The sequence below is a fragment of the Acinetobacter guillouiae genome, from assembly GCF_002370525.2.
Classification (GTDB): domain Bacteria; phylum Pseudomonadota; class Gammaproteobacteria; order Pseudomonadales; family Moraxellaceae; genus Acinetobacter; species Acinetobacter guillouiae.
The window spans coordinates 166,627-193,344 of sequence record NZ_AP014630.1 but is presented as its reverse complement, the minus strand read 5'-3'; the positions used below and the strand labels follow the sequence as shown (position 1 = coordinate 193,344).

At 39.9% G+C, this 26,718-nt stretch carries 26 protein-coding genes; 9 read left to right on the top strand and 17 right to left on the bottom strand.

Annotated elements, in window-relative coordinates:
* Positions 1 to 80 precede the first annotated feature (80 nt).
* From AS4_RS00865 to AS4_RS00855, 3 genes are all read right to left on the bottom strand, one after another.
* On the bottom strand, positions 81 to 2,066 hold the full coding sequence (locus tag AS4_RS00865) for a 2-oxo acid dehydrogenase subunit E2 (protein WP_171478431.1): 1,986 nt from the start codon (positions 2,064 to 2,066) through the stop codon (positions 81 to 83).
* A 2-nt stretch (positions 2,067 to 2,068) separates the two neighbouring features.
* Entirely contained in the window at positions 2,069 to 4,777 is a 2,709-nt protein-coding gene (aceE, locus tag AS4_RS00860) for a pyruvate dehydrogenase (acetyl-transferring), homodimeric type (RefSeq protein WP_096732604.1), read from the bottom strand.
* Positions 4,778 to 5,065: 288 nt separating this feature from the next.
* Positions 5,066 to 5,743, bottom strand: a complete 678-nt coding sequence (locus AS4_RS00855) for a M23 family metallopeptidase (protein ID WP_004718614.1) — start codon at positions 5,741 to 5,743, stop codon at positions 5,066 to 5,068.
* Positions 5,744 to 5,848: 105 nt separating this feature from the next.
* Here AS4_RS00855 and AS4_RS00850 point away from each other — a divergent pair, with 105 nt between their 5' ends.
* Positions 5,849 to 6,298 (top strand): DUF721 domain-containing protein, encoded by a 450-nt coding sequence (locus AS4_RS00850; RefSeq protein ID WP_096732602.1) that lies wholly within the window; start codon positions 5,849 to 5,851, stop codon positions 6,296 to 6,298.
* Positions 6,299 to 6,395: 97 nt separating this feature from the next.
* Here the strand turns inward: AS4_RS00850 and lpxC are convergent, their stop codons facing one another.
* The 8 genes from lpxC to gshB all read right to left on the bottom strand — a co-directional run bounded on the left by lpxC (position 6,396) and on the right by gshB (position 15,785).
* Positions 6,396 to 7,298: a UDP-3-O-acyl-N-acetylglucosamine deacetylase gene (gene lpxC, locus AS4_RS00845; RefSeq protein WP_016539103.1), complete on the bottom strand. Its 903-nt coding sequence runs from the start codon at positions 7,296 to 7,298 to the stop codon at positions 6,396 to 6,398.
* Positions 7,299 to 7,423: 125 nt separating this feature from the next.
* Positions 7,424 to 8,617 (bottom strand): cell division protein FtsZ, encoded by a 1,194-nt coding sequence (gene ftsZ / locus AS4_RS00840; RefSeq protein ID WP_004718620.1) that lies wholly within the window; start codon positions 8,615 to 8,617, stop codon positions 7,424 to 7,426.
* 163 nt (positions 8,618 to 8,780) lie between these two features.
* Complete coding sequence (ftsA, locus tag AS4_RS00835) at positions 8,781 to 10,043, bottom strand: cell division protein FtsA (RefSeq protein WP_004718623.1); 1,263 nt, start codon at positions 10,041 to 10,043, stop codon at positions 8,781 to 8,783.
* Positions 10,044 to 10,106: 63 nt separating this feature from the next.
* Positions 10,107 to 10,961: a cell division protein FtsQ/DivIB gene (locus tag AS4_RS00830; protein WP_034611259.1), complete on the bottom strand. Its 855-nt coding sequence runs from the start codon at positions 10,959 to 10,961 to the stop codon at positions 10,107 to 10,109.
* A 4-nt stretch (positions 10,962 to 10,965) separates the two neighbouring features.
* Positions 10,966 to 11,895, bottom strand: coding sequence for a D-alanine--D-alanine ligase (locus AS4_RS00825; RefSeq protein WP_096732597.1), 930 nt, complete (start codon positions 11,893 to 11,895; stop codon positions 10,966 to 10,968).
* 81 nt (positions 11,896 to 11,976) lie between these two features.
* Entirely contained in the window at positions 11,977 to 13,425 is a 1,449-nt protein-coding gene (gene murC, locus AS4_RS00820) for a UDP-N-acetylmuramate--L-alanine ligase (RefSeq protein WP_004818388.1), read from the bottom strand.
* A gap of 13 nt (positions 13,426 to 13,438) precedes the next feature.
* Entirely contained in the window at positions 13,439 to 14,536 is a 1,098-nt protein-coding gene (gene murG, locus AS4_RS00815) for an undecaprenyldiphospho-muramoylpentapeptide beta-N-acetylglucosaminyltransferase (protein ID WP_096732595.1), read from the bottom strand.
* Positions 14,537 to 14,840: 304 nt separating this feature from the next.
* Complete coding sequence (gene gshB, locus AS4_RS00810; protein WP_004718633.1) at positions 14,841 to 15,785, bottom strand: glutathione synthase; 945 nt, start codon at positions 15,783 to 15,785, stop codon at positions 14,841 to 14,843.
* A gap of 110 nt (positions 15,786 to 15,895) precedes the next feature.
* Here gshB and AS4_RS00805 point away from each other — a divergent pair, with 110 nt between their 5' ends.
* The 3 genes from AS4_RS00805 to AS4_RS00795 are packed head-to-tail and all read left to right on the top strand — an operon-like array spanning position 15,896 to position 17,565.
* Positions 15,896 to 16,096 (top strand): DUF3565 domain-containing protein, encoded by a 201-nt coding sequence (locus AS4_RS00805; protein WP_035371079.1) that lies wholly within the window; start codon positions 15,896 to 15,898, stop codon positions 16,094 to 16,096.
* Positions 16,097 to 16,136: 40 nt separating this feature from the next.
* Positions 16,137 to 16,838, top strand: a complete 702-nt coding sequence (locus AS4_RS00800) for a class I SAM-dependent DNA methyltransferase (RefSeq protein ID WP_096732593.1) — start codon at positions 16,137 to 16,139, stop codon at positions 16,836 to 16,838.
* A 16-nt stretch (positions 16,839 to 16,854) separates the two neighbouring features.
* The gene (locus AS4_RS00795) at positions 16,855 to 17,565 is read left to right on the top strand and encodes a VanW family protein (protein WP_096732591.1); all 711 of its coding nucleotides are present in this window, start codon (positions 16,855 to 16,857) and stop codon (positions 17,563 to 17,565) included.
* Between the two features lie 2 nt (positions 17,566 to 17,567).
* On the opposite strand, the gene AS4_RS00790 is transcribed toward AS4_RS00795, so the two are convergent.
* On the bottom strand, positions 17,568 to 18,101 hold the full coding sequence (locus tag AS4_RS00790; RefSeq protein WP_004718640.1) for a hypothetical protein: 534 nt from the start codon (positions 18,099 to 18,101) through the stop codon (positions 17,568 to 17,570).
* Positions 18,102 to 18,176: 75 nt separating this feature from the next.
* Positions 18,177 to 18,827: an orotate phosphoribosyltransferase gene (gene pyrE, locus AS4_RS00785; RefSeq protein ID WP_096732589.1), complete on the bottom strand. Its 651-nt coding sequence runs from the start codon at positions 18,825 to 18,827 to the stop codon at positions 18,177 to 18,179.
* 40 nt (positions 18,828 to 18,867) lie between these two features.
* On the opposite strand from pyrE, the gene AS4_RS00780 reads away from it, so the two are divergent.
* Together AS4_RS00780 and AS4_RS00775 are read left to right on the top strand one after the other, a co-directional pair.
* Positions 18,868 to 19,686: an exodeoxyribonuclease III gene (locus tag AS4_RS00780; RefSeq protein WP_004818376.1), complete on the top strand. Its 819-nt coding sequence runs from the start codon at positions 18,868 to 18,870 to the stop codon at positions 19,684 to 19,686.
* 516 nt (positions 19,687 to 20,202) lie between these two features.
* Positions 20,203 to 20,559 (top strand): Spx/MgsR family RNA polymerase-binding regulatory protein, encoded by a 357-nt coding sequence (locus AS4_RS00775; protein WP_096732587.1) that lies wholly within the window; start codon positions 20,203 to 20,205, stop codon positions 20,557 to 20,559.
* Between the two features lie 65 nt (positions 20,560 to 20,624).
* Here the strand turns inward: AS4_RS00775 and AS4_RS00770 are convergent, their stop codons facing one another.
* On the bottom strand, positions 20,625 to 21,056 hold the full coding sequence (locus AS4_RS00770; RefSeq protein WP_096732585.1) for a DUF2147 domain-containing protein: 432 nt from the start codon (positions 21,054 to 21,056) through the stop codon (positions 20,625 to 20,627).
* A gap of 153 nt (positions 21,057 to 21,209) precedes the next feature.
* Here AS4_RS00770 and AS4_RS00765 point away from each other — a divergent pair, with 153 nt between their 5' ends.
* The 3 genes from AS4_RS00765 to AS4_RS00755 all read left to right on the top strand — a co-directional run bounded on the left by AS4_RS00765 (position 21,210) and on the right by AS4_RS00755 (position 24,431).
* Positions 21,210 to 22,124 (top strand): alpha/beta hydrolase, encoded by a 915-nt coding sequence (locus tag AS4_RS00765; RefSeq protein ID WP_096732583.1) that lies wholly within the window; start codon positions 21,210 to 21,212, stop codon positions 22,122 to 22,124.
* Between the two features lie 332 nt (positions 22,125 to 22,456).
* Positions 22,457 to 23,059, top strand: a complete 603-nt coding sequence (locus AS4_RS00760; protein ID WP_096732581.1) for a GGDEF domain-containing protein — start codon at positions 22,457 to 22,459, stop codon at positions 23,057 to 23,059.
* 256 nt (positions 23,060 to 23,315) lie between these two features.
* Positions 23,316 to 24,431 (top strand): GGDEF domain-containing protein, encoded by a 1,116-nt coding sequence (locus AS4_RS00755; RefSeq protein ID WP_227548108.1) that lies wholly within the window; start codon positions 23,316 to 23,318, stop codon positions 24,429 to 24,431.
* Positions 24,432 to 24,445: 14 nt separating this feature from the next.
* Here AS4_RS00755 and AS4_RS00750 read toward each other — a convergent pair whose 3' ends face one another.
* The 3 genes from AS4_RS00750 to AS4_RS00740 form a co-directional block, all read right to left on the bottom strand.
* Positions 24,446 to 25,126, bottom strand: coding sequence for a glutathione S-transferase family protein (locus tag AS4_RS00750; RefSeq protein WP_096732577.1), 681 nt, complete (start codon positions 25,124 to 25,126; stop codon positions 24,446 to 24,448).
* Positions 25,127 to 25,270: 144 nt separating this feature from the next.
* Positions 25,271 to 26,038 (bottom strand): transporter, encoded by a 768-nt coding sequence (locus AS4_RS00745; protein ID WP_004818363.1) that lies wholly within the window; start codon positions 26,036 to 26,038, stop codon positions 25,271 to 25,273.
* A gap of 15 nt (positions 26,039 to 26,053) precedes the next feature.
* Positions 26,054 to 26,596: an ankyrin repeat domain-containing protein gene (locus AS4_RS00740; RefSeq protein WP_034611217.1), complete on the bottom strand. Its 543-nt coding sequence runs from the start codon at positions 26,594 to 26,596 to the stop codon at positions 26,054 to 26,056.
* Positions 26,597 to 26,718: the final 122 nt, after the last annotated feature.

The window sequence follows — 26,718 nt, the reverse complement described above, 5'->3', positions numbered from 1 at the left end:
GGTTTGAAAATTATTGATAAAACAAAATCAGATGCATATAAAAAACCTCGCCTAAAGCGAGGTCTTCTATAATTTAAAACTTAAAGCAAGATGTTACGAATATCTGATAACAACTTGGTCAATTTATTGGTAAATCGCGCAGCATCCGCACCATTAATCACACGGTGGTCATAAGACAATGACAATGGCAACATCAGTTTTGGATCAAAACCTGAGCCGTTCCATACCGGTTGCATGGTTGCAGGTGAGATACCCAAAATCGCAACTTGCGGCCAGTTCACCAATGGCGTAAATGCAGTACCACCAATTGAACCTAGGCTGGTAATGGTAAAGTTTGCACCTTGTAAGTCTTTCGGAGAAAGTTTCTTATCACGTGCTTTTTTACTTAACTCACCCAATTCAATGGCAATTTGCTTAATCGATTTTTGATCAGGATTACGCAATACTGGAACAGTTAAACCATCTGGTGTCGCCACAGCGATTCCCATATGGATTTCTTTACGCAACAGCACAGACTTTTGATCATCTGCCAAGTGACCCGCAAAATAAGGCTCTTCTTTGAGTAAGAACGCCACCGCTTTTGCAATAAAAGCAAGGATCGTTAAGCTAATACCATCTTGCTTAAATTTCCCTTTTAACTCACCGCGCCAAGCTTCTAGTTCCGTAATATCTGCTAAATCAAATTGTGTCACTTGTGGAATGAAATTGTTTAATGACAATTGCGGTACAGACACTTGCTGTAAACGCGTCATTGGTGCAATTTCACTACCACCAAATGCACTGAAATCTGGTAATGCAGGCAAACCTGAAGCGACTGGCGCAGCAGTTGTTTGAGCTGCTGCTTGCGGTGCAGTCAATTTGGCTTTAACAAAAGCAAAAACATCATCCTTCATCACGCGTGCATGAGGGCCAGAGGCCTCGACTTGTGATAAAACCACACCCAGTTCACGCGCAAGCTTACGCACAGCAGGACCAGCATAAACTTTGGCATTTTCAGCTTGTTGCGCTTTAGATAACTTTTCAGTACCCGCTTGAGCAACGGCCACTTCAGCTTTTGGCGCTGATGCTGTCGTTTTCGCGGCTGGTGCTGATGCAGCTTGTGATGCTTGAGCGGCTGGTTTTTCTTGCGGTGCTGATGCAGTCTGACCCTGTGCTTCAATCGTCACCAAAGCAGTGCCCTGGCTTACAGACTGATTCAATTCCACATGGATCGCCGTTACCGTACCTGCAACCGTACTTGGCACTTCTACAGAGGCTTTATCCGACTCAGCAACGCAAAGGCTTTGGTCTTTTTCAACTTGATCGCCTACGCTCACCAAGATTTCAGAAATTGTTGCTTTATCTACACCAAGATCAGGAACAGCAACTTCAACTTTACCCGATTGGGCTGGTGCTGATGCTTCTGGTGCAGCAGCTTGAGTTGGTGTTGCTGACGCTTGTTGAGGCGCTTCAGCAGATGCTGCTGCCGAAGTCGTTGCAGCGCCTACAGTTTTCACTGTAATCAGTACCACACCTTCTTTAACATTATCGCCTTCTTTGACCACAACACTTTCAACCGTGCCAGCAACTGTACTTGGAACTTCAACCGTTGCTTTATCCGATTCCACTACAACGATGCTGTCATCTACCGCAATTTCGTCGCCCACTTTAACCAGAACTTCGCCGACCAAAGCTTTTTCAACACCAATATCTGGCACTTGAACTTCAACTGTTTGAGATGAAGCTGTCGTAGATGCAGAAGGTGCAGCAGACGCCACAGGTTCAGCTTTAGTTTCTACAGCAGGTTCAGTTTTTGCAGCTTCTTGAGTAGGCTGTGCTGGTGTTTCTGTCTCTGTTGCATCCGCAGATTCAACTTCGATCAACACAGCACCTTCTGAAACTTCATCACCTTCCGTAACAGCAATACTTTTAACCACACCTGCTGAAGTGCTTGGCACTTCAACAGAGGCTTTGTCCGACTCAAGTAGAACGATACTGTCATCAACAGCGATGGTATCCCCTACTTTCACCAAGATTTCTGCAACAGTGGCCTTATCAACGCCAATATCAGGAGTTTTAACTTGCATCATTATTTCTCCTCTGTCACTTCAGTATAAGCAGCAACTTCTTGTACAGATGGATGCGCTTGCGGTAACCATGCAACTGGACGATCAACATCAAGCTCAAATGAAGAGATTGCATCTTTCACTAAACGTGGATCAACTTCGCCTTCATCAGCAAGTTTTTTCAATGTTGCAACCACAATGTGTGCCGCATCTACACCAAAGTAACTGCGCAAATTACTGCGTGTATCTGAACGACCATAACCATCTGTACCCAATGTTACATATGGACGGCTATCTGGAAGATAAGCACGGATCTGTTCGCTATAGGCACGCATATGATCTGTTGCTGAAACAACAATACCATCCGTGTCACGTAATTGCTGAGAAACCCAAGACTCTTTACCGTCTTCAAGTGGATGTAAGCGATTGTATTCTTCAACAGCCATACCATCACGTGCCAATTCATTGAAGCTTGTTACACTCCATACATTGGAATGGATTTGGTATTCATCACGTAAAATTTGCCCAGCTTTAATCACTTCACGCAGAATCACGCCTGAACCCAATAACTGAACTGTGGCTTTTTCATCTTTATTGAACAAGTACATACCACGTTTGATGCCTTCTTCAGCACCTTCTGGCAATGCAGGTTGGTCATAGTTTTCATTCATGAGCGTCAAGTAATAGAACACACGTTCCTGATTCACATACATACGTTGTAAACCATCATGCACAATCACAGCTAACTCATAACCAAAGCAAGGATCATACGCTACACAGTTCGGAATCGTACCTGCCAAGATATGAGAATGACCATCTTGGTGTTGTAAACCTTCACCATTTAATGTTGTACGACCAGCTGTTGCACCACACAAGAAGCCTTGTGCCTGAGAATCACCCGCTGCCCATGCAATATCCCCAATACGTTGGAAACCAAACATTGAGTAATACATATACATTGGAATCATTGGTAAGTTATTGGTTGAATAACTGGTACCCAATGCTGACCAAGCGCTCATTGCACCTGCTTCATTGATTCCTTCTTGCAACATGTGACCATCTTTCGCTTCACGATAGTTCATGAGCTGTTCTTGGTCTTCTGGGGTATAGTTTTGTCCATGCGCAGCATAGATACCCAACTGACGGAACATACCCTCTAAACCGAAAGTACGCGCTTCATCAGGTACGATAGGCACAACACGGTCTTTAATGGCTTTTTCTTTTAACAATGCTGCAATCAAACGTACCATAACCATCGTGGTTGATTGTTCTTTACCGCCACTGCCTTTAAGCACACCATCAAATACTGAAATATCAGGAATCGCCAATACTTCACTGTCTTTACGACGTGCAGGCAAATAACCACCTAAAGCTTCACGACGTGCTTTCATATATTTCAATTCAGGTGAGTTTTCACCTGGACGATAAAATGGAAGCTCTTCAAGTTGCTCATCAGAGAATGGTAAATTGAAACGGTCACGTACATATTTCAATGAATCGTGTTGCATTTTCTTGATTTGGTGGGTTTTGTTGACGGCTTCAATCTCGTCAGACAAACCATAACCTTTGACTGTTTTCGCCAAGATTACAGTCGGTTGACCATTGCTGGTCATTGCTGCTGCATATGCGGCATATACTTTGTATGGGTCATGACCACCGCGATTCAGATTATCAATATCTTCATCACTTAAGCCTTTCACCAACTCCGCAGCTTCTGGGTATTTACCAAAGAATTTTTCACGGGTATAAGCGCCACCTTTTACTTGGTAGCGTTGGTATTCACCATCCAGCGTTTCATCCATACGGGCTTTTAAAGCACCTGAGGTGTCTTTGTCCAATAAAGGATCCCAATGACGACCCCAGACCACCTTAATCACACGCCAGCCTGCACCACGGAACAGTGACTCTAGCTCTTGAATGATTTTACCGTTACCACGTACAGGACCATCTAGACGCTGTAAGTTACAGTTAACCACCCAGATTAAGTTGTCTAATTTTTCGCGACCCGCAAGCGAGATTGCACCTAAGCTTTCTGGCTCATCCATTTCACCATCGCCAAGATACGCCCAAACTTTACGGTTTTCTTCTTTGATCAAGCCACGATTCATCAAGTACTTTTGAATGTGCGCTTGATAAATTGACATGATTGGACCAAGGCCCATCGAAACGGTTGGGAACTGCCAGTAATCTGGCATTAAGTAAGGATGAGGATAACTTGAAAGTCCCTGACCACCCACTTCACGACGGAAATTACTCAATTGATCTTCAGTCAAACGACCTTCTAAAAATGAACGTGCGTAAATACCTGGCGCACAATGACCTTGGTAATAGATCATGTCGCCACCAAAGCTATCGCTATTGGCACGGAAGAAATGGTTAAAACCGACATCATATAGGGTCGCTGAAGACGCGAAACTTGCCAAGTGACCACCTAAGTCATCACCTGTTTTATTGGCACGTAGAACCATTGCCAAAGCATTCCAACGAATTAATGCTCGAATACGACGCTCCATATCTTGGTCGCCTGGCATCGCTGGAGATTCTTCAACTGGAATGGTATTTAAATAAGGGGTATTTAGACGCTGAATAGGTACATGCTTCGAAATTGCTTGTTGATATAATTTTTCTAATAAAAACGCAGCACGATCCGTACCCATATGCTGGAGCACTGAATCAAAGGCATCTTGCCATTCTTGTGTTTCCTGAGCGTCGCTATCACCATAATACGCCATTTCCCACTTACTCCTTGAATAGTTTTCTATATATTATATGTATCATGTTTTAGGCCTGTTAAGTTATCGTTACAGCCAAATGCAGATTGTAAGGATTATTTAGCAACTAAATAGTTGTTGACTAATTAACACTTAAAATAACAAAAAACCGCCAATAAAGGCGGTTTTTTATACAAAATAATTTTTTATTTGATGATAGTCTGAATACAGTATTTAATTCATCGCGACTACGAATTCAACCATGCATACAGAGCATCAGTCATAAGCTCAACAATCAAATGTTTAGCATTATGGCAACATGGCTAAGTAAGAAGATGGATTTTTACGTTGACCATCTTTCACTACTTCATAATGCAAATGAGGACCTGTGCAACGACCTGTGCAACCCACGTTGGCAATATGTTCACCAGCCTTCACCTGATCACCCACACGGGCAATTAGACGTGAAGCATGCGCATAACGTGTAATATAGCCATTGCCATGGTTAATTTCTACATATTGACCATAACCAGTACCCCAACCAGACTTGGTTACGATACCAGGACCTGTTGCATAAATTGGTGTACCACTTGGTGCTGAAAGATCTAAACCAGAATGATGTTCGGCACGACCACCCATTGTACGACCACCAAAATCAGAGCTTACGCGCTTCATGTCTGGAAGAGGATGAGTGACTAACCAAGAATATGGAGAGTTTGCTGTATAACGAGAAGCAGAGTTTGCGCTAGAACCGTATTTTTTAGCGATACTTGCATTGTTTAACTCGATTGGCGCATCCTGGCTACGTAAAGTAATATTCATCTTTGCTGAAGCAGGAAGATCTAAATCATCTGGATTATAAGAGCCTTGAGATAAAGTCTTGGATAATTGTTCTAAACGATCTGGTGATTGAACCAAGTCTGCAAATGCAGCGGTTGCAGCGGAAGCTGCTAAAGTAAAAGCCAATAAAATACGTCGCGTATGCATAAAAACCTCTTTAACTGTTCTTAGTCAAGTTTCTTGAGTGATCTCATCCTTGATATCTATCGAAATTAGCGCTTAAGATAAGACATAAATATGTAGGAACCATGTATGTCTGAACCCAAAAACGTCTTTCAACCAACAAGACAACACTTAAAAACAGGAAACTTATCGTTTCTTACAAAGCAAGTTGCCGAATGGCAAAAACTTACTAAATTAATTCAACCGCTACTTCCTCAACCTGAGAATTGGCGAGTTATCTGTTATCAATACGGTATTTTGACCATCACCGGTGAAAATCAAGCCATGATTAGTCAACTCGGTTATCTTCAAAAACAGTATATTTCTCAATTGTCACAAATCAACGAACTTCGTGATTTACAAAAACTGCAAGTTCGTTTACGTATTCAAAACAGCAATACTGAAACACCCCCACAACGCCATAAAACTGTAAGAAGCATACAACCTGCAACATCTGAAATGTTACAAAATGCCGCTAGTTTTGTGAGCGACCCTAAGCTTAGCCAAGCTTTACTACGTTTGGCAAGCAATAAAAAGTAAACTGATTAGATTAAATTAAGATTAAAACTGATCAAAATATGACAGATATCACACTTTTTATTGTTACATTATAACACAATGCCTAAAAGACAAAGACTTATGTCACGTTGACAAAATGAATTGGGCACAGCTTCTCGTCATCAAATGTTACAATTTCATAGCTGCTTGGATCGCTTTTAACATTGCGTAAAAGTTGATTATTCAGTGCATGACCCGATTTATAGCCATCGAATTTGGCAATAATTTGATGTCCAAGTAGGTATAAATCACCGACTGCATCCAAAATTTTATGCCGAACAAACTCATCAGCAAAACGTAGACCTTCTTCATTGACCACGCCAGTATCATCTAAACCAACAGCATTATCTAAGCTCGCACCCAATGCTAAATTATTGGCTTTCAAATAATCGAGATCTTTCATAAAACCAAAAGTACGTGCACCACTGACTTCATAGACAAATGTTTCTGTTGAAAAATCAATGGTCGCCGATTGGTATTCTTTTGCAAAGGCAGGATGATCAAAGTCGATGGTGAAGTTGATTTGAAAACCATCGTGAGGGGTAAAAATTGCACGCTTATCTTCTATGAGTGCTTCAACAGGTTTGAGAATCCGAATAAATTTTTTCGGTGCGTCTTGTTCTACTAATTCGCCCTGCATGAGTAAATATATAAATGGACCTGCACTACCATCCATAATTGGTATTTCAGAAGCAGACACTTCTATAATCAGGTTATCTATACCCAAGCCAGCGATTGCACTGGTGACATGTTCAATGGTGCCAACCTTGGTTTCATGACTGACCAAATTGGAACACATGAATGCTTCTTGAATCAGCATGGCATCTGCAGGCAGATCGACAGGTGGATTTAAATCGATACGGCGAAATACAATACCCCCATCCGCCACATGTGGCAAAAAGTTAATCATGACTTTTTGTCCGCTATGTAGTCCGATGCCACTCGCTTTAACGACTCGCTTCAGGGTACGTTGTTTCAACATGCTAATTCGGTCTTCATTCTCAAATCCGCTATACGTTAGCACATTTAGCCATTGATAAAAAACAAAAAAGGTAATGAATCTCACTACCTTTTCCGTTGATATTAATTATTTTTAATAATTATCAATCATTTACGCTGTTGATTTTTCAAATAATCTTGAATACTCATTGGCGTAGAACGACCGCTTGAACTTGGTGCTGCAACAGGTGCACCATCTTCTTGACGTTTATTGATCGCAGGAACATCATCTTCATCAACCACAGTGTTGTGGCTGGCTTGCTGGCTATATGATTGCGCAACATTGCTGATATGGGTTCTGCGTTTTGCTTCAGTTGCATCACTGGCATTACGTGTTAAACCTGTAGCAATTACAGTGACACGGATTTCATCACGTGCGTCGGGATCAAATACAGTACCAAAGAACACCTCACCTTCTTCAAGGTCAACAATCTGGTTCACAACATCTGTAATCACTTCAGTTTCACGTAAAGTCACATCAGCACCGCCAGTGATGTTAATCAACACCCCTTTGGCATTCATGATATTTACATTATCCAATAACGGACTACGGATCGCCAAACGTGCAGCTTCTTCAGCACGGTCTGGACCACTACTCTTCCCTTCACCCATCATTGCATAACCACGTGTACTCATCGCAGTTTTCAAGTCAGCAAAGTCAAGGTTAATATGACCCGGACGAACAACCAGATCAAAAATACTACGTACCGCATTCAGCAACACGTCATCTGCTTTACGGTAAGCATCTTGCATAGAGATGTCACCATAAACGCTGAGTAAACGTTGGTTCGGTATAATAATTAAAGAATCAACATGTTGTTCTAATGCTTCAATCCCTTTTTCAGCCGAACGTTGACGACGACGACCTTCAAAGTTAAATGGCGTTGTCACCACACCCACGGTAAGAATACCCATTTCTTGAGCAATCTCAGCAACAACGGGTGCAGCACCTGTACCTGTACCACCGCCCATTCCAGCAGTCACAAATACCATATCGGCACCTTCAAGGTGTTGACGGATTTGCTCACGGCTTTCTTCAGCAGCAATTTGACCTACATCTGGATTAGCACCAGCACCCAAACCACGTGTGCTTTGCTCACCAAGTTGCATTTTAAAAGGCGCATTCATACGATCAAGGGCTTGCTTGTCTGTATTTGCACAAACAAATTTTACACCTTTAATGTCAGATTGCACCATGTGTTGTACAGCATTACCACCGCCGCCACCAACACCAAACACAGTAAAACGGGCTTGACCGTTGTTATCGGTTTGTCCATCGTCTAAAAATTCAAATGAGGCCATGACCTTTAGATTTCCTAATATAATTTGGCAGTCACTTAAGCCCGTATACTGCCTTGATCTTCAATAATAAAAATTGTTTTTAGGATGCTGTTCATTGCAGAGCTTGTCAAGTATTGGACAGAACACTTACAACTTCCTAACAATATTCCCCAAAAAACCACACCTAAAAAATACCTTTTAATTTGTTATTTAAGGCATTCCAACCATTCACAATCCGATCAAAGAATGGTCTTCCACCTTGAACTTCAGGTTCTTCAATCGCCTCTTGCATGTCACTTTGACTAAACAAAAGTAACCCTGCTGCTGTAGCATACATTGAACGACGTAAAGATGGTAAATTCTGATCATCGGTCACCACTTGTAACGGTGGATTGCCTAAGTGTGCAGAGATACCCAACATACGACGAGCCAATGTCACCATGCCTTCAATCTGGCAAACATCACCTGTCAGTACTACACCATGATACAAACTTTGTAGTGCACTACGTTGTTCTAATTCGTATCGTACTTTACCTAAGATATCTTCATAACGTGCGATAATAATTTCAGTCAACTCAATACGACTAATGGTTTGTGGGCCATCAATTGCCTCAAACTGAATCATATGATCCGGTTTAACTTGGTGAATGTCGACACAACCATGCAGTAACTTAATCCGTTCAGCTTCTTCGGTTGTGGTTTGCAATACAGTGGCAATATCACGGGTGACATTTTCACCACCACATTGAATGGTATGAGCTAATGCCAAATGCCCTTCAATATAGACTGCAATATTGGTCGTTCCAGCACCGATATCGAGTAAACAAACGCCATATTCTTTTTCATCTTTCAGCAAACTGCCTTCTGCAGTTGCTAAACAAGACACCACCATTTTTTCAACCGAAATATTGGCGCCTTTCATTGCACGATCCAAGTTTTGCATAGTGCTGATTGGCATCATCATCAATTGATAATGGGCTGTCATACTATTGGCAGATAAATTGATTGGGTTCTGTACCCACTCACTTGAATCATCCAGCTCAAAACCTAAAGGCACTGCACTTGCTAAGTAATGATCGGCTGTCATATGACTGGCTTTAGCAAGCTCTAATGCACGCACCACTTCAGTTGTCGTAATGGTATGTTCTGAATTTGAAATCGGTGTACGACCAATCGCATAATGGCTTTGTAATTCGGTGCTTGGAATTGAAACCCAAGCTGAATGAATACGACACTCAGCCATATCTTCAGCTTCTTGAACGGCTTGTTTAATTGCATTTGTGACTTTATCAAGGCTCACAATTTTGCCTTTATTCATTCCTTTATTGCGTGCGCTTGCCATGCCAATAACCTGAATATTATCAGGGGCATGTACTTTACCAATCAGTACTGAAACTTTATGTGTCCCAATGTCAATTGCAACAACTGAGGGAACAGCTTCATTCATCACTTTGCTACCATTATCTTCATTGTTTATGTTTGGCTATATGCCTCTTTTTCAAGCCACGTATTATGGCTGTGCAACCATCCCACCTGCAACGCTTATGTCATTACTGGTTACAACAAATTGACCATTCACAATCTTTGGTGAAATAGAATTTCTCCATTGAATTGCCAAACCATTTCGGTAGCGCAAATCAATGGCGGAAATATTCGACCAAGCGGGTTTCAAATCAGTTTGAGCCAGATGACTTAAACGTTGTAGCTTACTCATGGTTTGATCTTGATCTACGATCACCCGTAGTCCCGAATCAAACTGCATAAACCAAGTCATACGTTCAGTGAGATAAAGCTCTTTTAAACGTAAGTTGACTGGGTGAAATAATTGATTAATTTCATTATAGCGACGCATCATCACTTTGGATTGGCTGAGCGGCCCATGAAGCAATGGCAAGTTTGAATAATTCTTCGCCACCGCTTCTGTATAGACATCTCCAGCATCACTCAGTAATCGCCCGGTTCCCCAACGTGCGATTGCATGACGCGGCATAATCCGCACACGAATACCATTTGGCCATGCCCGTGAAACCACAACACGATCCACCCATGATACTTCTAGTGCTTTATCTCGAATCTGTTCTAAATCCGAGGTGAAATAATTATTTTTAACAACAGGCGCCAAATGTTGTGTAATCGCTTGTGACTCTACCGGTGAGGTGGTACCTACCACTTGAAGTGTGGCCACCCGAGCATCGGTAATCACTTTATACAGACCATAGATTCCTGCAAATAGCACAGCAATAGCAATGACCATAAGCAACCAGCTTCCCACGTTGAGAAGCTTTTCCTGACGTGTTGGCGGCTTATCGTGTATTGATGTAATTGCCGCACGTTTGCGACGCATCGAAGCAGGAAGTTGAGCCATAAACTTAGTGTGCTTGTTCCATGAGCGTTTGCGCTAAAATCGCAACACACAATTCATCAAAGCTATAACCTACAGCTTTTGCGGCTTTAGGCACAAGCGAGTGACTGGTCATGCCAGGCACTGTATTCACCTCTAATAACCAGAAATGACCTTGTTCATCTAACATCGCATCAATCCGTCCCCAACCACTGGCACCGACTGCTTGGAAAGCACGTAAACACAATTCTTGTAAGTTCTTTTCTTCTGACTCGCTTAAACCACATGGAATACCATATTCCACGTCATTACGGTTATATTTTGCTTCATAGTCATAGAATGCAACATCAGCAGGTGGTTGCAAACGAATCACGGGTAATGGCAAACCATTGAGGAAAGAAATGGTATATTCACGCCCCGTGATCCATTTTTCAGCCATCACCACAGCATCATGTACTGTGGCTTTTTCAATTGCAGCAGCAAGGTCTTCCGCTTTTTCAACCTTGCTCATACCAACACTAGAACCTTCATGTACAGGCTTAATGATTAATGGTAAGCCAAGACTTTCAATCACTTCAGTTAAATCAGAATCTTTAGAAATAATACGATAAGGTGCTGTCGGTAAATCTGAACCTTGCCAGATTTGTTTGGTTTTAACTTTGTCCATACCAATTGCTGAACCCTGAACACCTGTACCTGTATACGGTACATTCATCCATTCTAGCGCGCCTTGGATTTGACCGTCTTCACCACCACGACCATGCAATACAATAAATGCGCGATCATAGCCCACAAGTTCCGTCACGCTACGTTCTTGTGGATCGAAGCCTTCCGCATTCACACCCGAACGTAATAATGCTTCTAAAACAGCTTTACCACTATCTAATGACACCTCACGCTCAGCAGATTTCCCACCAAGCAACACCGCTACTTTGCCGAATTTAGAAGCATTTGACACGTTTAAATCCTTAAACTTATAAGTTAGTCAATTTAATTTCTAGGCTTTATTCAAATCCAAATTTAAACAAAGCCAAATCAATTATTTTAAATACAGTTGGTTTTGAGCCAATTCTACAGAAATTGCTCCCACGTTACCCGCACCTTGTGTTAATAACAAGTCATTCGCTTGTAACACTTTTTGTATCGCGTTCTGCAAATTGCCTTCCACTGGGTCAATCAAGATCGGCTCAACTTCACCACGCAGGCGAATACTCCGAGCTAATGAACGACTATCTGCACCAACAATCGGTTTCTCACCTGCAGGATATACTTCTAACAACAACAATTGATCGACTTGTGACAACACATCTACAAAATCATCAAAACAGTCACGAGTACGACTATAGCGGTGTGGCTGGAACATCATCACCAAACGACGATCTGGATGGCTGGCACGTGCAGCTTTAATGGTTGCTTCAACTTCTTTCGGGTGATGCCCATAATCATCTACAAGTTTTACAGTGCCTTCATCCAATTCAAACTCACCTTGAACTTGGAAACGACGACCTACACCACTAAAGCTTTCTAAGGCACGTGCGATCGCAGCATCAGACACACCTTCATCCGTTGCAATACCAATCGCAGCCAGTGCGTTTAGAATATTATGCAAACCTGGAAGATTAATGGTTAAACGTAATGGCTCACGACCTTTACGTAATACAGTAAAGCTTGACTGCATACCGACTTGTTCAACATCAATTGCTCGAATGTCATTGTCTTCATTAAAACCATAGGTCAATACTGGACGACCAATACGTGGCATGATTTCACGAATATTGGCATCATCACCACACACTACAGCCAAGCCATAGAACGGCATTTTCTGTAAGAATTTGATAAAGGTGTCTTTAAGTACATCAAAACTACCGCCATAAGTATCCATATGATCTGCATCAATATTGGTAACAATAGCCGCCATAGGCTCTAGATGTAAAAATGATGCATCTGATTCGTCTGCTTCTGCGACAATAAAACGACTAGCACCCAACGCAGCATTAACACCGGTACGGTTTAACAGACCACCGATCACATAAGTTGGATCCATGTTTTCTTCTGCCAACATGCAGGTCACTAAACTGGTTGTGGTGGTTTTACCATGGGTTCCTGCAACCGCGATACCATGACGATAACGCATCAATTCACCCAACATTTCTGCACGGCGGACTACGGGTATACGATTTTCAATTGCTGCTTTTACTTCTAAATTTTCAGGATCAATTGCAGTAGAAACAACCAGTACATTTGCACCTTTGATATTGTCTGCCGTATGTCCAATAAAAACTTTAATGCCGTTTTCTTCAAGTTGAACCGTTGTTTTTGATGCTTTAATGTCAGAACCAGAAACCTTATAGCCTTGGTTTTTCAATACTTCTGCAATACCACACATCCCAGCGCCACCGATACCCACAAAATGGATATGTTTAATACGGCGCATCTCTGGAATTTTAATTAGGTTTTTTGCTTTATCAGCAGGGCTTGTTGGAGACATAATCAACTCTAACTTACAAATCTTGAATTAAACCAACCACACGTTGTGTTGCATCTGGTTGAGCTTGTTGACGAGCTTTTACCGCCATTTCCATCAATAATTGGCGGTTCATCAACGGTGTTAGTAAATCCTTTAACGAATCTGGAGTCATGCTCTGCTGCGGACAGATTTTCGCAGCACCTGTTTTCTCCAAAAATCGTGCATTGGCAGTTTGGTGATCGTCCACCGCACTTGGTAATGGCACAAATACAGCCGCCACACCAGCCGTCGCCACTTCAGTGACCGTTAAGGCACCTGCACGACAAATAATTAAATCTGCGTTGCTATAGGCCAGTGCCATATCTTCAATAAATTGCTGAACCTCAACCTGTATATTTGCAGGCGCATCCGCATATAAAGTCTGTGTGGTCTCTTGTTTATTTTGCCCACACTGATGAAATACTTTTAATGGAACATCAAATTGTTTTAAGGCTTGAGGTACACATTCATTCAAGGCTTGTGCACCCAAAGAACCACCAACAATTAAAATATGTAAGGGTTCAGCCGCATTTTCGCGTTCTTTATAACGAAAAGAAGGATTATAAATTGCGGTAATTTCTGACCGTACAGGATTACCTGTCGTCACAATTTTTTCACTTTTCGGAAAAGTATCAGGAAATGCTTCGCAGACTTTTTTAGCAATTCTTGAAAGCTGGGTATTGGTAAAGCCTGCCACTGCATTTTGTTCGTGAATAATCACAGGAATACCCAACAGACGTGCAGCCAAACCACCCGGACCCGCAACATAACCGCCAAAACCAGCCACTGCATCGACATTGAGCTGTTTCATATAGCGCATTGCGCTCAAGGTTGCTTTTAAAATTTTAAAGGGTGCAGCCAATTTACGTACAATACCGTTGCCACGTACACCTTGAATGTCAATGTGATAGATTGGAATATCATGTTGTTTTAAAAGTCGATTTTCCATACCTGTCGGAGTCGCCAACCAAGACACTTGGCTGCCTTGTTGTTGCAATTCTTTTGCAACTGCCAGTGCAGGGAATACATGTCCACCTGTACCTGCCGCCATCATCATGATGTGTTTCGGTGTGCTTTGCTGGGGTTCGGTCACGGTCTAATTCTTCAATGCAAAAATAAATATTTAACGAATATCTTAAACAACCAATTGTAATCACAATCCGCTATGGGGAAAAGTTTATTTACTTTTTTTCACCAAGCCTTTCATTGTTTTTTTCTACTGATTTGAAAGTTTAAACTACTTTTATCATTAATCCGTTAAAAAAAGTGGAATTAAACGTTATTTTTTTATATTTCTCGATGATTTATCATTTTTATAGCCAATCGACAGCAAAAAATAGAGCCGCGAAAGACTCTATTTTTTAGTTGAGATTTAGAATGCAGTATCCCAGCTTAAATTAAACTGACTGACCTGCTTCTAGTACATTAAACAAATCATCTGCAATTGAAGTACCAAATTGATCATCAATTTCACGAATACAGGTTGGACTGGTGACATTGATTTCAGTGACATAATTTCCAATCACATCTAATCCTACGAAAACCAAGCCTTTGGCTTTTAAGAATGGTCCAACTTTGGCTGCGATGGCTTTGTCATTTTCAGTCAATGGACGAGCTTCACCCAAACCGCCTGCTGCCAAATTCCCACGCACCTCACCATTTTGAGGAATACGAGCCAAGCAATAAGGTACAGGCTCACCATTAATCAGCAAAATACGTTTATCACCATCCACAATTTCAGGGATATAACGTTGTGCCATAATCGGTTGTGTGCCATTTTCAGTTAAAATTTCAATCGTTGAACCAATATTGACGCCATCTTGATATAAACGGAAGATCCCCATTCCACCCATACCATCCAGTGGCTTAACAATAACGTCACCATGTTCTTTTAAGAATTCACGAATCAAACTTTGCTGTGAGGTCACTAAAGTGGGTACTTGTAGATCTGGAAATTGGGTCGCAAATAGTTTTTCATTACAGTCACGCAAACTTTGTGGTTTGTTAATAATCCACACGCCTTCACGCTCTGCCTGTTCCAAAATATAAGTGGTATAAACAAAGTTCATGTCGAAAGGTGGATCTTTACGCATCAACACCACATCATACGTTGCAAGCGACTCTTTGGCTTTTTCACCTAACTCATAGTAGTGATCGTAATCTTCAAAAACCTGAAGCGGTGAAATCAAACCAAATGCTTTGCCTTGGTCAATATATAAATCTTGTTGTAATGCATAGCCTAACTCATGCCCTCGACGTGCAGCCGCCCATAACATTGCCATTGTTGAGTCTTTTTTCAGGTTTACACTTTCGATGGGATCCATCACAACAAGTACGCGCATATTGATGCTCTTATAAAATTTTGGATTGAATGCAGTATAGCGGAGAATCTGGTGTACTTTTTCGAAATTTCGCTAAACTCTTAGCAATTATTGTGAATATGATGATCGAAATGCAACAAGCCATTGTGGGATTTCATTTGGATGAGGAGCAACATTATGTTGCTGAACTTGCGTGTGGGCATCAACAACATGTGCGTCATCTTCCGCCTTGGCAGAATCGTCCGTGGGTGTTGACAGAACAAGGACGGCAGGAAAAAATAGGCATGTTTTTAGCGTGTAAAACGTGTGATCTTCAAAAAAATAGTTTATAAGTTGAACTAGTTTCTATTCGTCAATAAAAAGAGTTATTCAATGTCGAATCAACCTGACTCAGAGATTAAAAATTACTATAACCAACTTGCACACGACTACGATAACAACCGTTTTAACAACAGTTATGGGCAATATTTAGACCAACAAGAGCGTGCTTTTCTCAAGCGTATTCTCGGTAAAACAGCACCTACACATTGTATGGATATCGGTTGTGGTACAGGTCGTTTACTCGATTATGCCGATTACGGTGTAGATTTCAGCCCTGAAATGCTGAAAGTTGCTAGAGAAAAATATCCACATAAAATTTTGCTTGAAGGCTCTCTGACTGAAATTCCAATCGAAAATCATCAGCTTGAGGTGATTTATAGCTTTCATGTGATCATGCATCAAGACTACGCAACCACAGAACAATTTCTAAATCAGGCGCAGCAAAAATTAAAACCCAATGGCAAGCTTATTTTTGATTTCCCCTCCGCCAAACGTCGACAAGCTGTAAAGCATCAACAACAAAGCTGGCATGCTGCTCATCAAATGACATTGGCAGAGATTGAAAAGCTGCTTGGCACTCAATGGAAGCTGGTTGAAAGTCAGGGCTTTTTATTTTTCCCTATCCATCGTATTCCAACGATTTTACGCCCACTGTTTAGAAGCTTAGACAACTTGATGTGCCGTTCATTTTTAAAAGAATATGCATCATACTTGGTTGTCGTTTTAGAAAAACAACCGTCAGTAAACAATTAGAATAAGCAGGTGGAATATGCGGCAATATTTACCCAAATCATGGAAACTGCTTTATCAGTTATTACGCAGGTATTGTCGTGAACACCTTTTCTCGAAGCTACCATTTGCCTTAAAACATCAAGCACTGTGGCAAGCAGACCAGCAAATTTCAACCCAACAAAGCATCAAGATAAATCATTATTTTGAAAATAAAACCCATAACATTGATCTTGCGATTGAGGCCTTAAACGGTTTGGTCATTGAGCCAAATCAAATCTTTTCATTTTGGCATTTGGTAACAGCCCCAACGTTAAACAATGGCTATAAAACAGGACGTAATCTGGTCAATGGAAAAATTTCAGAAGATCTGGGTGGTGGGATCTGTCAAATTTCTTGTTTGCTCTATATCAATGCGTTAAAAGCGGGTTTAACCATCATAGAACGACATTCACATTCGATTGATATTTACCAAGAACATGAACGCTTTACCCCCTTAGGCAGTGATGCAACTGTGGTGTATGGCTATAAGGACTTACAGTTTCAAAATTGTTTAGATCAGGCACTACAGATTCAAATTTTCAGACAGCATGACCAACTGGTCGCCACCTTGGTCGCTCAGCAGTATTTAAAGGAGTATGCACTCAAATTTATTGTTGAAGATTCTAAAACCCATCGAATTGTCCGCACCTTGCAAGACCAAAAACAGATTGAGCAAAGTATCTACTTGCTCAATTCACCTGCTGATTAAGCTTATTTTTCTTGAAATTGTTGTTGGCTATTTTCTATCAGGTATTGATGAGCAGTCCGTGGATCCCGCGGTAAGGCCAGTTTGACACGACAGCCCAACTCAATATCATCTTTTTCAAACACAATGATTTCAGCATCCAGCTCTATTGGACGACCAATTTCAAAATCGGTTTGATCTAAACTTTCTCCCAATAAGTCTGCATATTTCTTTTCTAAGTGGCCAATGGTTAAATCTTGAATCATGACTTTAATCGAGTATTGCTGTCTCGAACATTCAGGTTCACGTTGAATACGTGATTTCTTGATATAACTGTTCTCAGATGCTCTTAACATCAATTCATTGATTAATTTTTTCTGGGCGTGCACGTTGATATTTAAAACCAGCTCAAACTGTTCTAAACCTTTCCATTGAAATGGATATTGCCGAAAAAACATATCCCGCTCAAATTGGTAACGTTGCCAACGTCGTTGGTCGATATGTTTGACCAACATAATGCCAAGTACAGCAACCACGACGATTATCAATAGAATGAACATTAAAAATGGCACCTAATCCTTTATAGTCCATAAAAATAAGGAGCTTATGCTCCTTATCTTATCCTTTTTTTTAACTTATATACCATATTTCACACGGTAAGCTTCCATTTTTGCTAAAGCATCTTGCTCACCTTTGGCATCAAGATAATCCATTAAGTCTTTCATGCTAATTAAAGCATGCACCGGAATCTCAAGTTCTTGTTGAACTTCTTGGATGGCAGACAATTGACCTTGCCCTTTTTCTTGACGATCTAGCGCAACCAATACGCCTGCAATTGTCGCACCTGCATTTTTAAGAATTGTGACAACTTCACGAATTGCGGTACCCGCTGTAATCACATCATCAATAATCCAGACTTTTTTGCCTTCTACTGAAGCACCGACCAATACCCCGCCTTCACCATGGTCTTTGGCTTCTTTACGGTTAAAGCCCCAAGGCACACTTACACCATGTCCTTGTGACAAAGCCACAGCTGTTGCGGCAACAAAAGGAATTCCTTTGTATGCAGGTCCAAAGATCACTTCAACGTTGTTACATTGTGTTAATTTATCTGCATAACCTTGAGCTAAAAGCGATAATGCTTCACCATCGTTGAGTAAACCTGCATTAAAAAAATAAGGGCTCACACGGCCTGATTTTAAAGTAAACTCACCAAATTTAAGCACACCACGTGATAATGCGAGTTCGATAAAAGCTTGCGGGTTAAACTGAGCTGGCGTTGACATGAGGTGCTCCAAAATTCATACATTGAGGTTATGACTGCGCATGATACCAAAGAGTAGCTATCCAAGTGATCAAAAAATTTTAAGAGTTGTCTCAATTAACGTAAATGGCTTACGTTCATCCGTCACTAAAGGCCTACTTGAATGGATGGAAAAGTCAGATGCAGATGTGATCTGTATCCAAGAAAGCCGTATTACGCATGAACAGTGGACCGATAAATTTAAACCCGAAGGTTGGTTTACCCATCTGTTCCCTGCGGAAAAATCAGGCTATGCAGGTACAGCGATTTACAGTCGCTTGCCGTTTAAATCGATCCAGAATGGTTTGGGTTTTGAACTTGCCGATAGCCAAGGTCGTTTTATTAGCGCGGAATTTGATGTCGGTTTAGCCAAACCTGTGCACATCTGCTCGCTGTATTTGCCTTCAGGCTCATCAGGTGATGAAGCACAAGCCCGTAAAGATCACTTCTTAGAAGAATATCGAAAAATTTTAAAACAATGGCGTGATGAAGATAAGTCAATCATTGTATGTGGCGATTACAACATCGTGCATAAACGAATCGATATTAAAAACTGGTCAGGTAACCAAAAATCGTCTGGTTGCTTACCGCATGAACGTGCTTGGTTAGATCATATTTATGATGAACTGGGCTATGTCGATACATTTCGTGAAGTCCGTAAAGAAGCAGAACTGTATTCTTGGTGGTCCAATCGTGGACAAGCGCGTGCGAAAAATGTCGGTTGGCGAATTGATTATCAAGCATGCTCACCTGACTGGAAAGATCGCACAGTCAATGCTTGGGTCTATAAAGATGAATGGTATAGCGACCATGCCCCTGTGATTATTGATTATCAAATTTAAACAGCCCTATGCTCAATTTTTAAATAAAAATTGAGCATTTTTGTGAACAAGTGTTCACTGATTATAAGGCAATAACTTACAAATTTTGTCGTGTTATCTTATATTTTCTTCATATCAACAAGCGCATTATACACGCACGGCACAGGGACATTGTCAGGATGACAGCAAAAGGATAGGACGCCGTAGGAAGAAAAGGAAATAAGTATTTCGAATATTTATTTTTCAAGGATGTGACATTGGACGTTGTAATGAGACCCGCATAATCAGGATGATTAGATGCGGGTTTTCTCTTTTTTTAATTTCAATTTTCTTTAGTTTCAATTTTTTATTTTTTAGACTTAAATCATTTAATCAGCCAGTCTACTGCTCGCTTCAATAAAATATTAATCGCAAATTGTTAAATTCTGATGACAGCAATCATGCCTTTTAAAATATTTTATCTATTCTTATACTGTACATATTGGCAATTTTGCTACTCTTTCTGTCAAATCAAACAATTGAATATTAGGTTAAGACATGTTGAAAATTTATGGAATCAAAAATTGTAACTCCATGAAAAAAGCTTTTGATTTACTGACTGAACTTGGCTTGAGTTACGAGTTTCATGATTATAAAAAACAAGGCATAGATGCAGAGACGGTTAAACAATGGCTCGATCATATTGGGCAAGATCTTGTGCTTAATAAAAAAGGCACAACGTGGAAAAAACTCAGTGAACAAGAACAGCAACTGGCTTTGTCGAGTGAACAAGCACTGATTCAAGCGCTTACCACACACACCAGTTTAATCAAACGCCCTGTGATTGATCAAAATGGCCAATATGTAATTGGTTTTGATGAAGATAAAATTAAAGCTTTAAAACTTTCAACATAAAAATAATCGAGCAACAAAAAGCCTGATCAATAGATCAGGCTTTTTGTTGCAGTGAATCAATCTGCTTAGTTTGCACGCACCCAAGTTTGGTTGCGACCTAAAGCAGAAATACCCATATAACCACGTAACTTTAACTGATTACCAGCAAGTTCACCTTTGAGTTTATAGGTCTTGCCATTTTTAGGATCTAGAATCGTACCATTGTCATAGTTTTTACCACCAACATTTTTTAGACCATTGACAATCGTCACACCTTTCAATGATTTATTGTGGTAAGGACCTTCACATTTGGTACAAGAGTTTTCTTCACCTGGCGTTAAAATACTTTGAATCGTTGCCGTCAATGTTCCATTTTTTTGTTCAGTGAATTTCACAATTGCTTTTGGCTGTTTCGTTGTGTCATCAATTGTTTTCCAAACTGTTCCATTGAGTGGATCCGCAGCATTTGCAAGAACTGTTGCTGATAATAAGCCTAATGCAAGTACAATTTTTTTCATTGTTTTGTTTTCCCTAGTCTAATTGACACTTTATAGTATCAAAAATTTACGTCGAATTAGCAATTCTTGAATGTGACTATATAGTGTACCCTTGTAACAAATGTTGATAAATCAACAAAAATAAAGTCAAAAGTTTAACAATATGGAAGGAACATGAAGATTAACTCAGCTCTGAAACAATATCTTACAGAATCTATTCTTAAATCTAGCTTCAAATTTCCAAGTCGTTTCAATCTTCCCCCGGCAACTGCACGTTTTGGAATAGAACAACTTGCACGTGTTTTTCCACAACGTAAAGATGTACAGATCCGTTCTTTGCGCATTGCGGGGATTCGGGCAGAAGAAATTAAACCGCAAGCGCATGCGACTCAAATGATTTTTCATATTCATGGTGGAGCGTTTTTTGTCGGTTCTATCAAAACCCATCGGGCTTTTTTATCTGAAGTTGCTGCACGTACACAAATGCAAGTTTTACATGTCGATTACCCGCTCGCACCTGAAAGTAAATTCCCTGAAGCAAGTGATGCGATTTATGATATTTATCAGCAGCTTTTAGATCAAGGCGTGCTAGCGAAAGACATTATTGTGTCAGGTGATTCTTGTGGAGCGAATCTGGCTTTGGCACTCGCATTACGAATCAAAGAAGAAAATAAGCAACAACTCCCTAGCGCTTTAATCCTGATGTCACCCTTCTTAGACCTGACCTTAACAGGCGAGTCTTTACGCTATAATCAGAAGCATGATGCTTTACTGTCAATCGAAGCACTTGAATCTGGTATTGATTTTTACGTACCGAAAAACATGGATCGTTCTTTACCCCCACTTTCGCCTATTTTCGGAGATTTTGCAGGGTTGCCTCCAACCTTGGTTCAAATTGGTTCTAAAGAAATTCTTTTGTCAGATGCGCAACGTTTTGAAGAGAAAGCCAAAGCTGCAGGCGTGCAAGTCAATTACAAGCTGTATACGGGAATGTGGCATAATTTCCAAATGTTTAGCCCGTGGTTTGATGAAGCAAAACAATCTTTAGCAGATATTGCTGAATTCGCTCATAAAATTGATAAAGATTAATCCCAATATTGACCAAATGGTGAACAACAAGCGCTTTAAAAGCCAAACTGTTGTTCACCTTTAAAAATAAAATCATCCATTTAAACAAAATGAGCATTCACTAGAATAATAATTATACAATTCATTGGAACTATATTGCTTGTCAAATTTATTTTTAGGGGATTTTCCCAGTCCGAATAGACTCTTAACCTATACTACAAAGTTAATCACACTTTTTAAAATTATGTATATATCCTTCAAGTATTTACTTCAACTTTAGTTTGAGTTTAAGCCAATAAGTTGCTACATTCTAAGTATCAACAATAAAAATCCAAGTGTGGATGGATTAGATTATGCGTAATAAAATTTATTCAGAAAAACGACGTAAAATTCATTCCTTATTCAATCAAGTATTGAAACATTCTTTTATTGCCAAATTAATCCATAAAAACCAACTCAGTAATAATCTGGAAATCGACCCACATACAGGTATTTATAATCAGTTTGCAATTAATACCTATTTAAAAGAGTTACATCCTCAGACTGAATCAAATTTTGGTATCGTTTTACTCAGTGTGGATAACTGGTGTGAAATCAAGAATAAATACACTCTAAAAATCGCACATAAGGCTTTAGCCGCAATCGCCCAAGAGTTATTACAAAATATTCGTGAAACAGATCTTGTTGGTCGTTATAGCGAATCTGAATTTATTTTAATTCTCAGTGATGTTACTCAAGATCAAGCTCATCATATCGCAGATCGTCTATCACTTTTAATGAATCATTATGATTTAAAGATCAATAACAAAGTCATTCCACTTCAAACAAGTTGTGGTGCATCTGTTTCTAAACATGACAGCATGAGTAATGCGGTGTTACAACAAGCAGATCAAGCACTATATATTGCGAAAACCAATCGCAAAGCTTGTTATACGGGCACAGGTGTTTTATCTTAAAATAGCAGTATAATTAAAAATTAATTACACCACTATTTACTTTATATTAATAATAAAATACCCATTTATTAACAAATAAATGATAACAATTCTTTGTTTTAATAAATTTTAATCACTATAATTTAAAAATTTATTAATCAGTACTTAATGAATTACAGCTTAAAAAACCCTGGAATAATTATGAATGAAGGTATCAAATATAAGACTTAATCATTACTGGCAAAAGCTGAAACAACAATTAGATTCAAATATCATTATGAATTGGAGCAGTTTACATAAATGTATCTTGATTCTGTTCCTGACTGTTGCCCTTCATTTATCATGGATTGCGTGGAAAGTTTTTATTTTATTCAATCCAGAAACTTGGCAATGGGTCAATATCTCCTTGATTCGTTCACAACTTGTGGTCAACGCTGGCTCCACCCTACTGCTTTTTTTCCTGATCGCATTTTGTTATTTCTTTCAGAATAAAAAATGGGCAAATACCATCCTCCCCCATATCGTCATCAGTATTTTTATTATCTTAATGCTTGCTGATGGCTTTCTTGTCGGTATCTATAGTCCAGCCACTGTTTTTGCATTCGTGTGTATTTCTGGTGTGGGTTTAATCTTATTCAATAGAAAAATTATTTATCTTCAAATTAGCACTGCCCTGCTGTTCTATATTTCAATGATGTTCTGTACCTATTGGCGCATCATTCCATACGCCCCCATCTTTAATGAACACATATTGGAAAATAATCGACATGATAACGCGTTCTGGGTGGGGACGATGCTGTATTTTATTGTCCCTATTTTAATTGTATGTTTGATTTTATGTGAAATTTTACTGTCGCAATGGCGATATAGAGAATCATTAATCAAAAAACTCAGTGAAACGGACCCACTGACCAATTTATATAATCGTCGTTTTTTTAATGAAAAGCTTGATGATATCCAAAATAAGCAAACCGAATATGCCATTATCTTGATTGATATTGATCATTTTAAAGAAATCAATGACTTATATGGACATCATTTTGGTGATGAAGCATTGTGTCAAGTTGCCAAATTATTATCATCTCACATTCGTCAGTCGGATATTGTGGCTCGTTATGGCGGTGAAGAATTTATTATTGCCTTACCTGAAACCTCTTTAAACATTGCTCAAGCACTTGCTGAACACTGTCGATTGGCGATTCAAAACCAAGTGCTTGAATCCCTTGATCATCATTATGTTCAGCTGACCGCCAGTTTTGGTATTGCCACCTCCAGTGACGATGACAATATTAGTAAAATTATTCATCTGGCAGACAAAGCGCTATATCGGGCCAAACAGTCTGGGCGCAATCAAGTACAGCTCTACCGCGCTCAAATCAATGAAATAGCTTAGCAGTATTCAATAGATTAAACCTGACTGCGATATTGCTCTTCACATGCTACAAATCGAAATTCTGCTTGCGCTTCTGCTATCCATTGCTGTACAGCAGGGACGGCTAATATCTTATCGATATAACGTTGACTGTTTGCTGATACTGCAATGCCATAACCCATAAACCGCATCACAACTGGCGCATAAAAAGCATCGACAATCGTAAATTCATCAGCACATAAAAAACTGTCAGGGTGTGGTCGCTCCGACCATAATTGTTCAATCCGTTTTACATCGTGCTGTAGTTTTAAATTTTCCTGCCAAAGTTGTGCACCAATATGCTTTAAATCAGCATCTAAATTCATATCACAACAACTACGCAAAGACATAAAACTACTATGCATTTCAGCGGACATCGATCTTGCACGCGCACGTTGTTTTAGGTCTTGAGGCCACAAGTGTTTTTCAGGAAACTTTTCTGCCAGATATTCACAAATCGCCAAAGAATCCCAAATTAAAAAGCCATCGTCCACTAAGGCTGGGACTTTGCCAGTTGGGTTTATTTTTAAAATACTTTGTTTAAATTGACTATCGACATCAAAGTGATCGAAAGCAATAAGATGCTCTGTAAATGGAATGTTGAAATGCTGAATCACTAACCAAGGTCGCATCGACCACGTCGAATAATTTTTATCACCAATAAACAGTTCTAACATTCTAATACTCCTGTATTTATTACTTATTTTGAATTCAGCATACACAAGATAAGACTGTTCTAAAAGCATTTCAAAAATGCTCGCTTTTAAAACAAATCAAGGAGTAGATTGACTACTCCTTGACGAGATATCAGACTGAATTGGTTAGAATAAGAATGCAACACCTAAACCAGCTTTATAACTACGGTCTCGCCCTTCCAAATCGACACCCACACTTCCATCAAGTTGGGTACGTTCATTGACCGCATAGATCAAACCAGAGCCTAGACCATACTTATAGTCTTGGCTCTCTGTTTTTGAATAAACAAACTCAGAGAATCCTGAAAGATTACCTGCAATTTTATAACCGACAGTAGGTACAGCGGTCACTGACCAATGCCCATCTTGCACAGCATAGTTCATGGTGATTCCAGTATTGACCAAATCGTTATACTGGTAAGCTAATGATGTGCCGATGCTATAAATATCATCTTCTTCACTAAAACCATCATTGCCCGTTGCAATCAAGGCTTGAGCCAAAATCGCCATAGATAATTTGTCATCTTTTAAGTCGATGGCTTTTTTAATCCCAATAGAAACATCACCTAAGCCAGAGTCATCCTCTTTCATGCCTTTGTATTTGGTTTGTGTCCAAGCTGGACCCTGCCAGCCTAACTGTAATTCCATACTTGAGGTTAAACCAGTACGGAGCAGCATATCGCCATTGAGGGTGACAGTTTTTGCTTTTGCGCCATCTACTTTAGTTTCTGTATAGGTCGCACTTGGAAGACCTTGCTCCCAAGCCAATTGACCCACTGGCGTGATTCCTGTTCCGAAACCTGTTCCAGGACGATCAAAAGAAAATTCTGCTGCCATTGCGCTTATACTTAGACTCGAAGCAAGGGCTAATGTGATTCTATTTAAAATTGCCATATCAAGACTCAAAATTTACGATAATTCTTTGGACATTTTCGCACCGCGACTACGTAGTAACTCTAAAGATTCTTTCTCTTCAGGTAAAGCCTGAGACCAATCTATTTGATCAAATTCACAATCAAAGAACAAATCACTGATCGAAGATAAAATGGTTTTACCTTCTTCATCTTTGGTATTCGGATCAACCTTATGATCTAAAAGCTTGTCAATTGCAGGTACACAGGCTGCGCTTGCAGCATCCCACAATGGACCATAGCATTCTTCAGCATCCCACAAATAAAAATTTGCTTTGGCATTTATTAGAGCATCCAAGATATCTAAATGTGGTTGTAAATCTTGCGCTTTTTGTTCTGCTGTTAAAGGATCACCTGCTTCATAAGCATCACAAATTTTTTCCCACCATTTAAACAATCCATCTGACCAAATTGAAACAGCTGGCCCTTTTTCAGGCTCCATAAAGTTAGGATCAAATCCATCTGCAAGCAAACGTTTGACTTGAGCAAGGTCTAAATCTTCTAAAGCCTGTATAAAGACTTGTTGTTGTGCTGATAACATGTTGATCTCACTATTCTATTCCTATACAGCATTATGACGAATATTTTTAAAATAGCTTTGAAAAATTTTAATCGTGTCGCTTTTATTTTATAAATGGCATTTATTGTTCATTTATGACAAAG

Coding starts and splice junctions, on each gene's coding strand:
- murC (WP_004818388.1), bottom strand. CDS start 13,425: ATGTCTCCAACAAGCCCTGCTGATAAAGCAAAAAACCTAATTAAAATT.
- ftsA (WP_004718623.1), bottom strand. CDS start 10,043: ATGAATGAAGCTGTTCCCTCAGTTGTTGCAATTGACATTGGGACACAT.
- AS4_RS00800 (WP_096732593.1), top strand. CDS start 16,137: ATGTCGAATCAACCTGACTCAGAGATTAAAAATTACTATAACCAACTT.
- AS4_RS00805 (WP_035371079.1), top strand. CDS start 15,896: ATGCAACAAGCCATTGTGGGATTTCATTTGGATGAGGAGCAACATTAT.
- AS4_RS00745 (WP_004818363.1), bottom strand. CDS start 26,038: ATGGCAATTTTAAATAGAATCACATTAGCCCTTGCTTCGAGTCTAAGT.
- AS4_RS00755 (WP_227548108.1), top strand. CDS start 23,316: ATGAATTGGAGCAGTTTACATAAATGTATCTTGATTCTGTTCCTGACT.
- AS4_RS00830 (WP_034611259.1), bottom strand. CDS start 10,961: ATGGCTCAACTTCCTGCTTCGATGCGTCGCAAACGTGCGGCAATTACA.
- gshB (WP_004718633.1), bottom strand. CDS start 15,785: ATGCGCGTACTTGTTGTGATGGATCCCATCGAAAGTGTAAACCTGAAA.
- AS4_RS00740 (WP_034611217.1), bottom strand. CDS start 26,596: ATGTTATCAGCACAACAACAAGTCTTTATACAGGCTTTAGAAGATTTA.
- AS4_RS00850 (WP_096732602.1), top strand. CDS start 5,849: ATGTCTGAACCCAAAAACGTCTTTCAACCAACAAGACAACACTTAAAA.
- ftsZ (WP_004718620.1), bottom strand. CDS start 8,617: ATGGCCTCATTTGAATTTTTAGACGATGGACAAACCGATAACAACGGT.
- AS4_RS00790 (WP_004718640.1), bottom strand. CDS start 18,101: ATGTTCATTCTATTGATAATCGTCGTGGTTGCTGTACTTGGCATTATG.
- AS4_RS00770 (WP_096732585.1), bottom strand. CDS start 21,056: ATGAAAAAAATTGTACTTGCATTAGGCTTATTATCAGCAACAGTTCTT.
- lpxC (WP_016539103.1), bottom strand. CDS start 7,298: ATGTTGAAACAACGTACCCTGAAGCGAGTCGTTAAAGCGAGTGGCATC.
- AS4_RS00760 (WP_096732581.1), top strand. CDS start 22,457: ATGCGTAATAAAATTTATTCAGAAAAACGACGTAAAATTCATTCCTTA.
- AS4_RS00795 (WP_096732591.1), top strand. CDS start 16,855: ATGCGGCAATATTTACCCAAATCATGGAAACTGCTTTATCAGTTATTA.
- AS4_RS00855 (WP_004718614.1), bottom strand. CDS start 5,743: ATGCATACGCGACGTATTTTATTGGCTTTTACTTTAGCAGCTTCCGCT.
- AS4_RS00775 (WP_096732587.1), top strand. CDS start 20,203: ATGTTGAAAATTTATGGAATCAAAAATTGTAACTCCATGAAAAAAGCT.
- AS4_RS00750 (WP_096732577.1), bottom strand. CDS start 25,126: ATGTTAGAACTGTTTATTGGTGATAAAAATTATTCGACGTGGTCGATG.
- AS4_RS00865 (WP_171478431.1), bottom strand. CDS start 2,066: ATGCAAGTTAAAACTCCTGATATTGGCGTTGATAAGGCCACTGTTGCA.
- pyrE (WP_096732589.1), bottom strand. CDS start 18,827: ATGTCAACGCCAGCTCAGTTTAACCCGCAAGCTTTTATCGAACTCGCA.
- AS4_RS00765 (WP_096732583.1), top strand. CDS start 21,210: ATGAAGATTAACTCAGCTCTGAAACAATATCTTACAGAATCTATTCTT.
- aceE (WP_096732604.1), bottom strand. CDS start 4,777: ATGGCGTATTATGGTGATAGCGACGCTCAGGAAACACAAGAATGGCAA.
- AS4_RS00780 (WP_004818376.1), top strand. CDS start 18,868: ATGATACCAAAGAGTAGCTATCCAAGTGATCAAAAAATTTTAAGAGTT.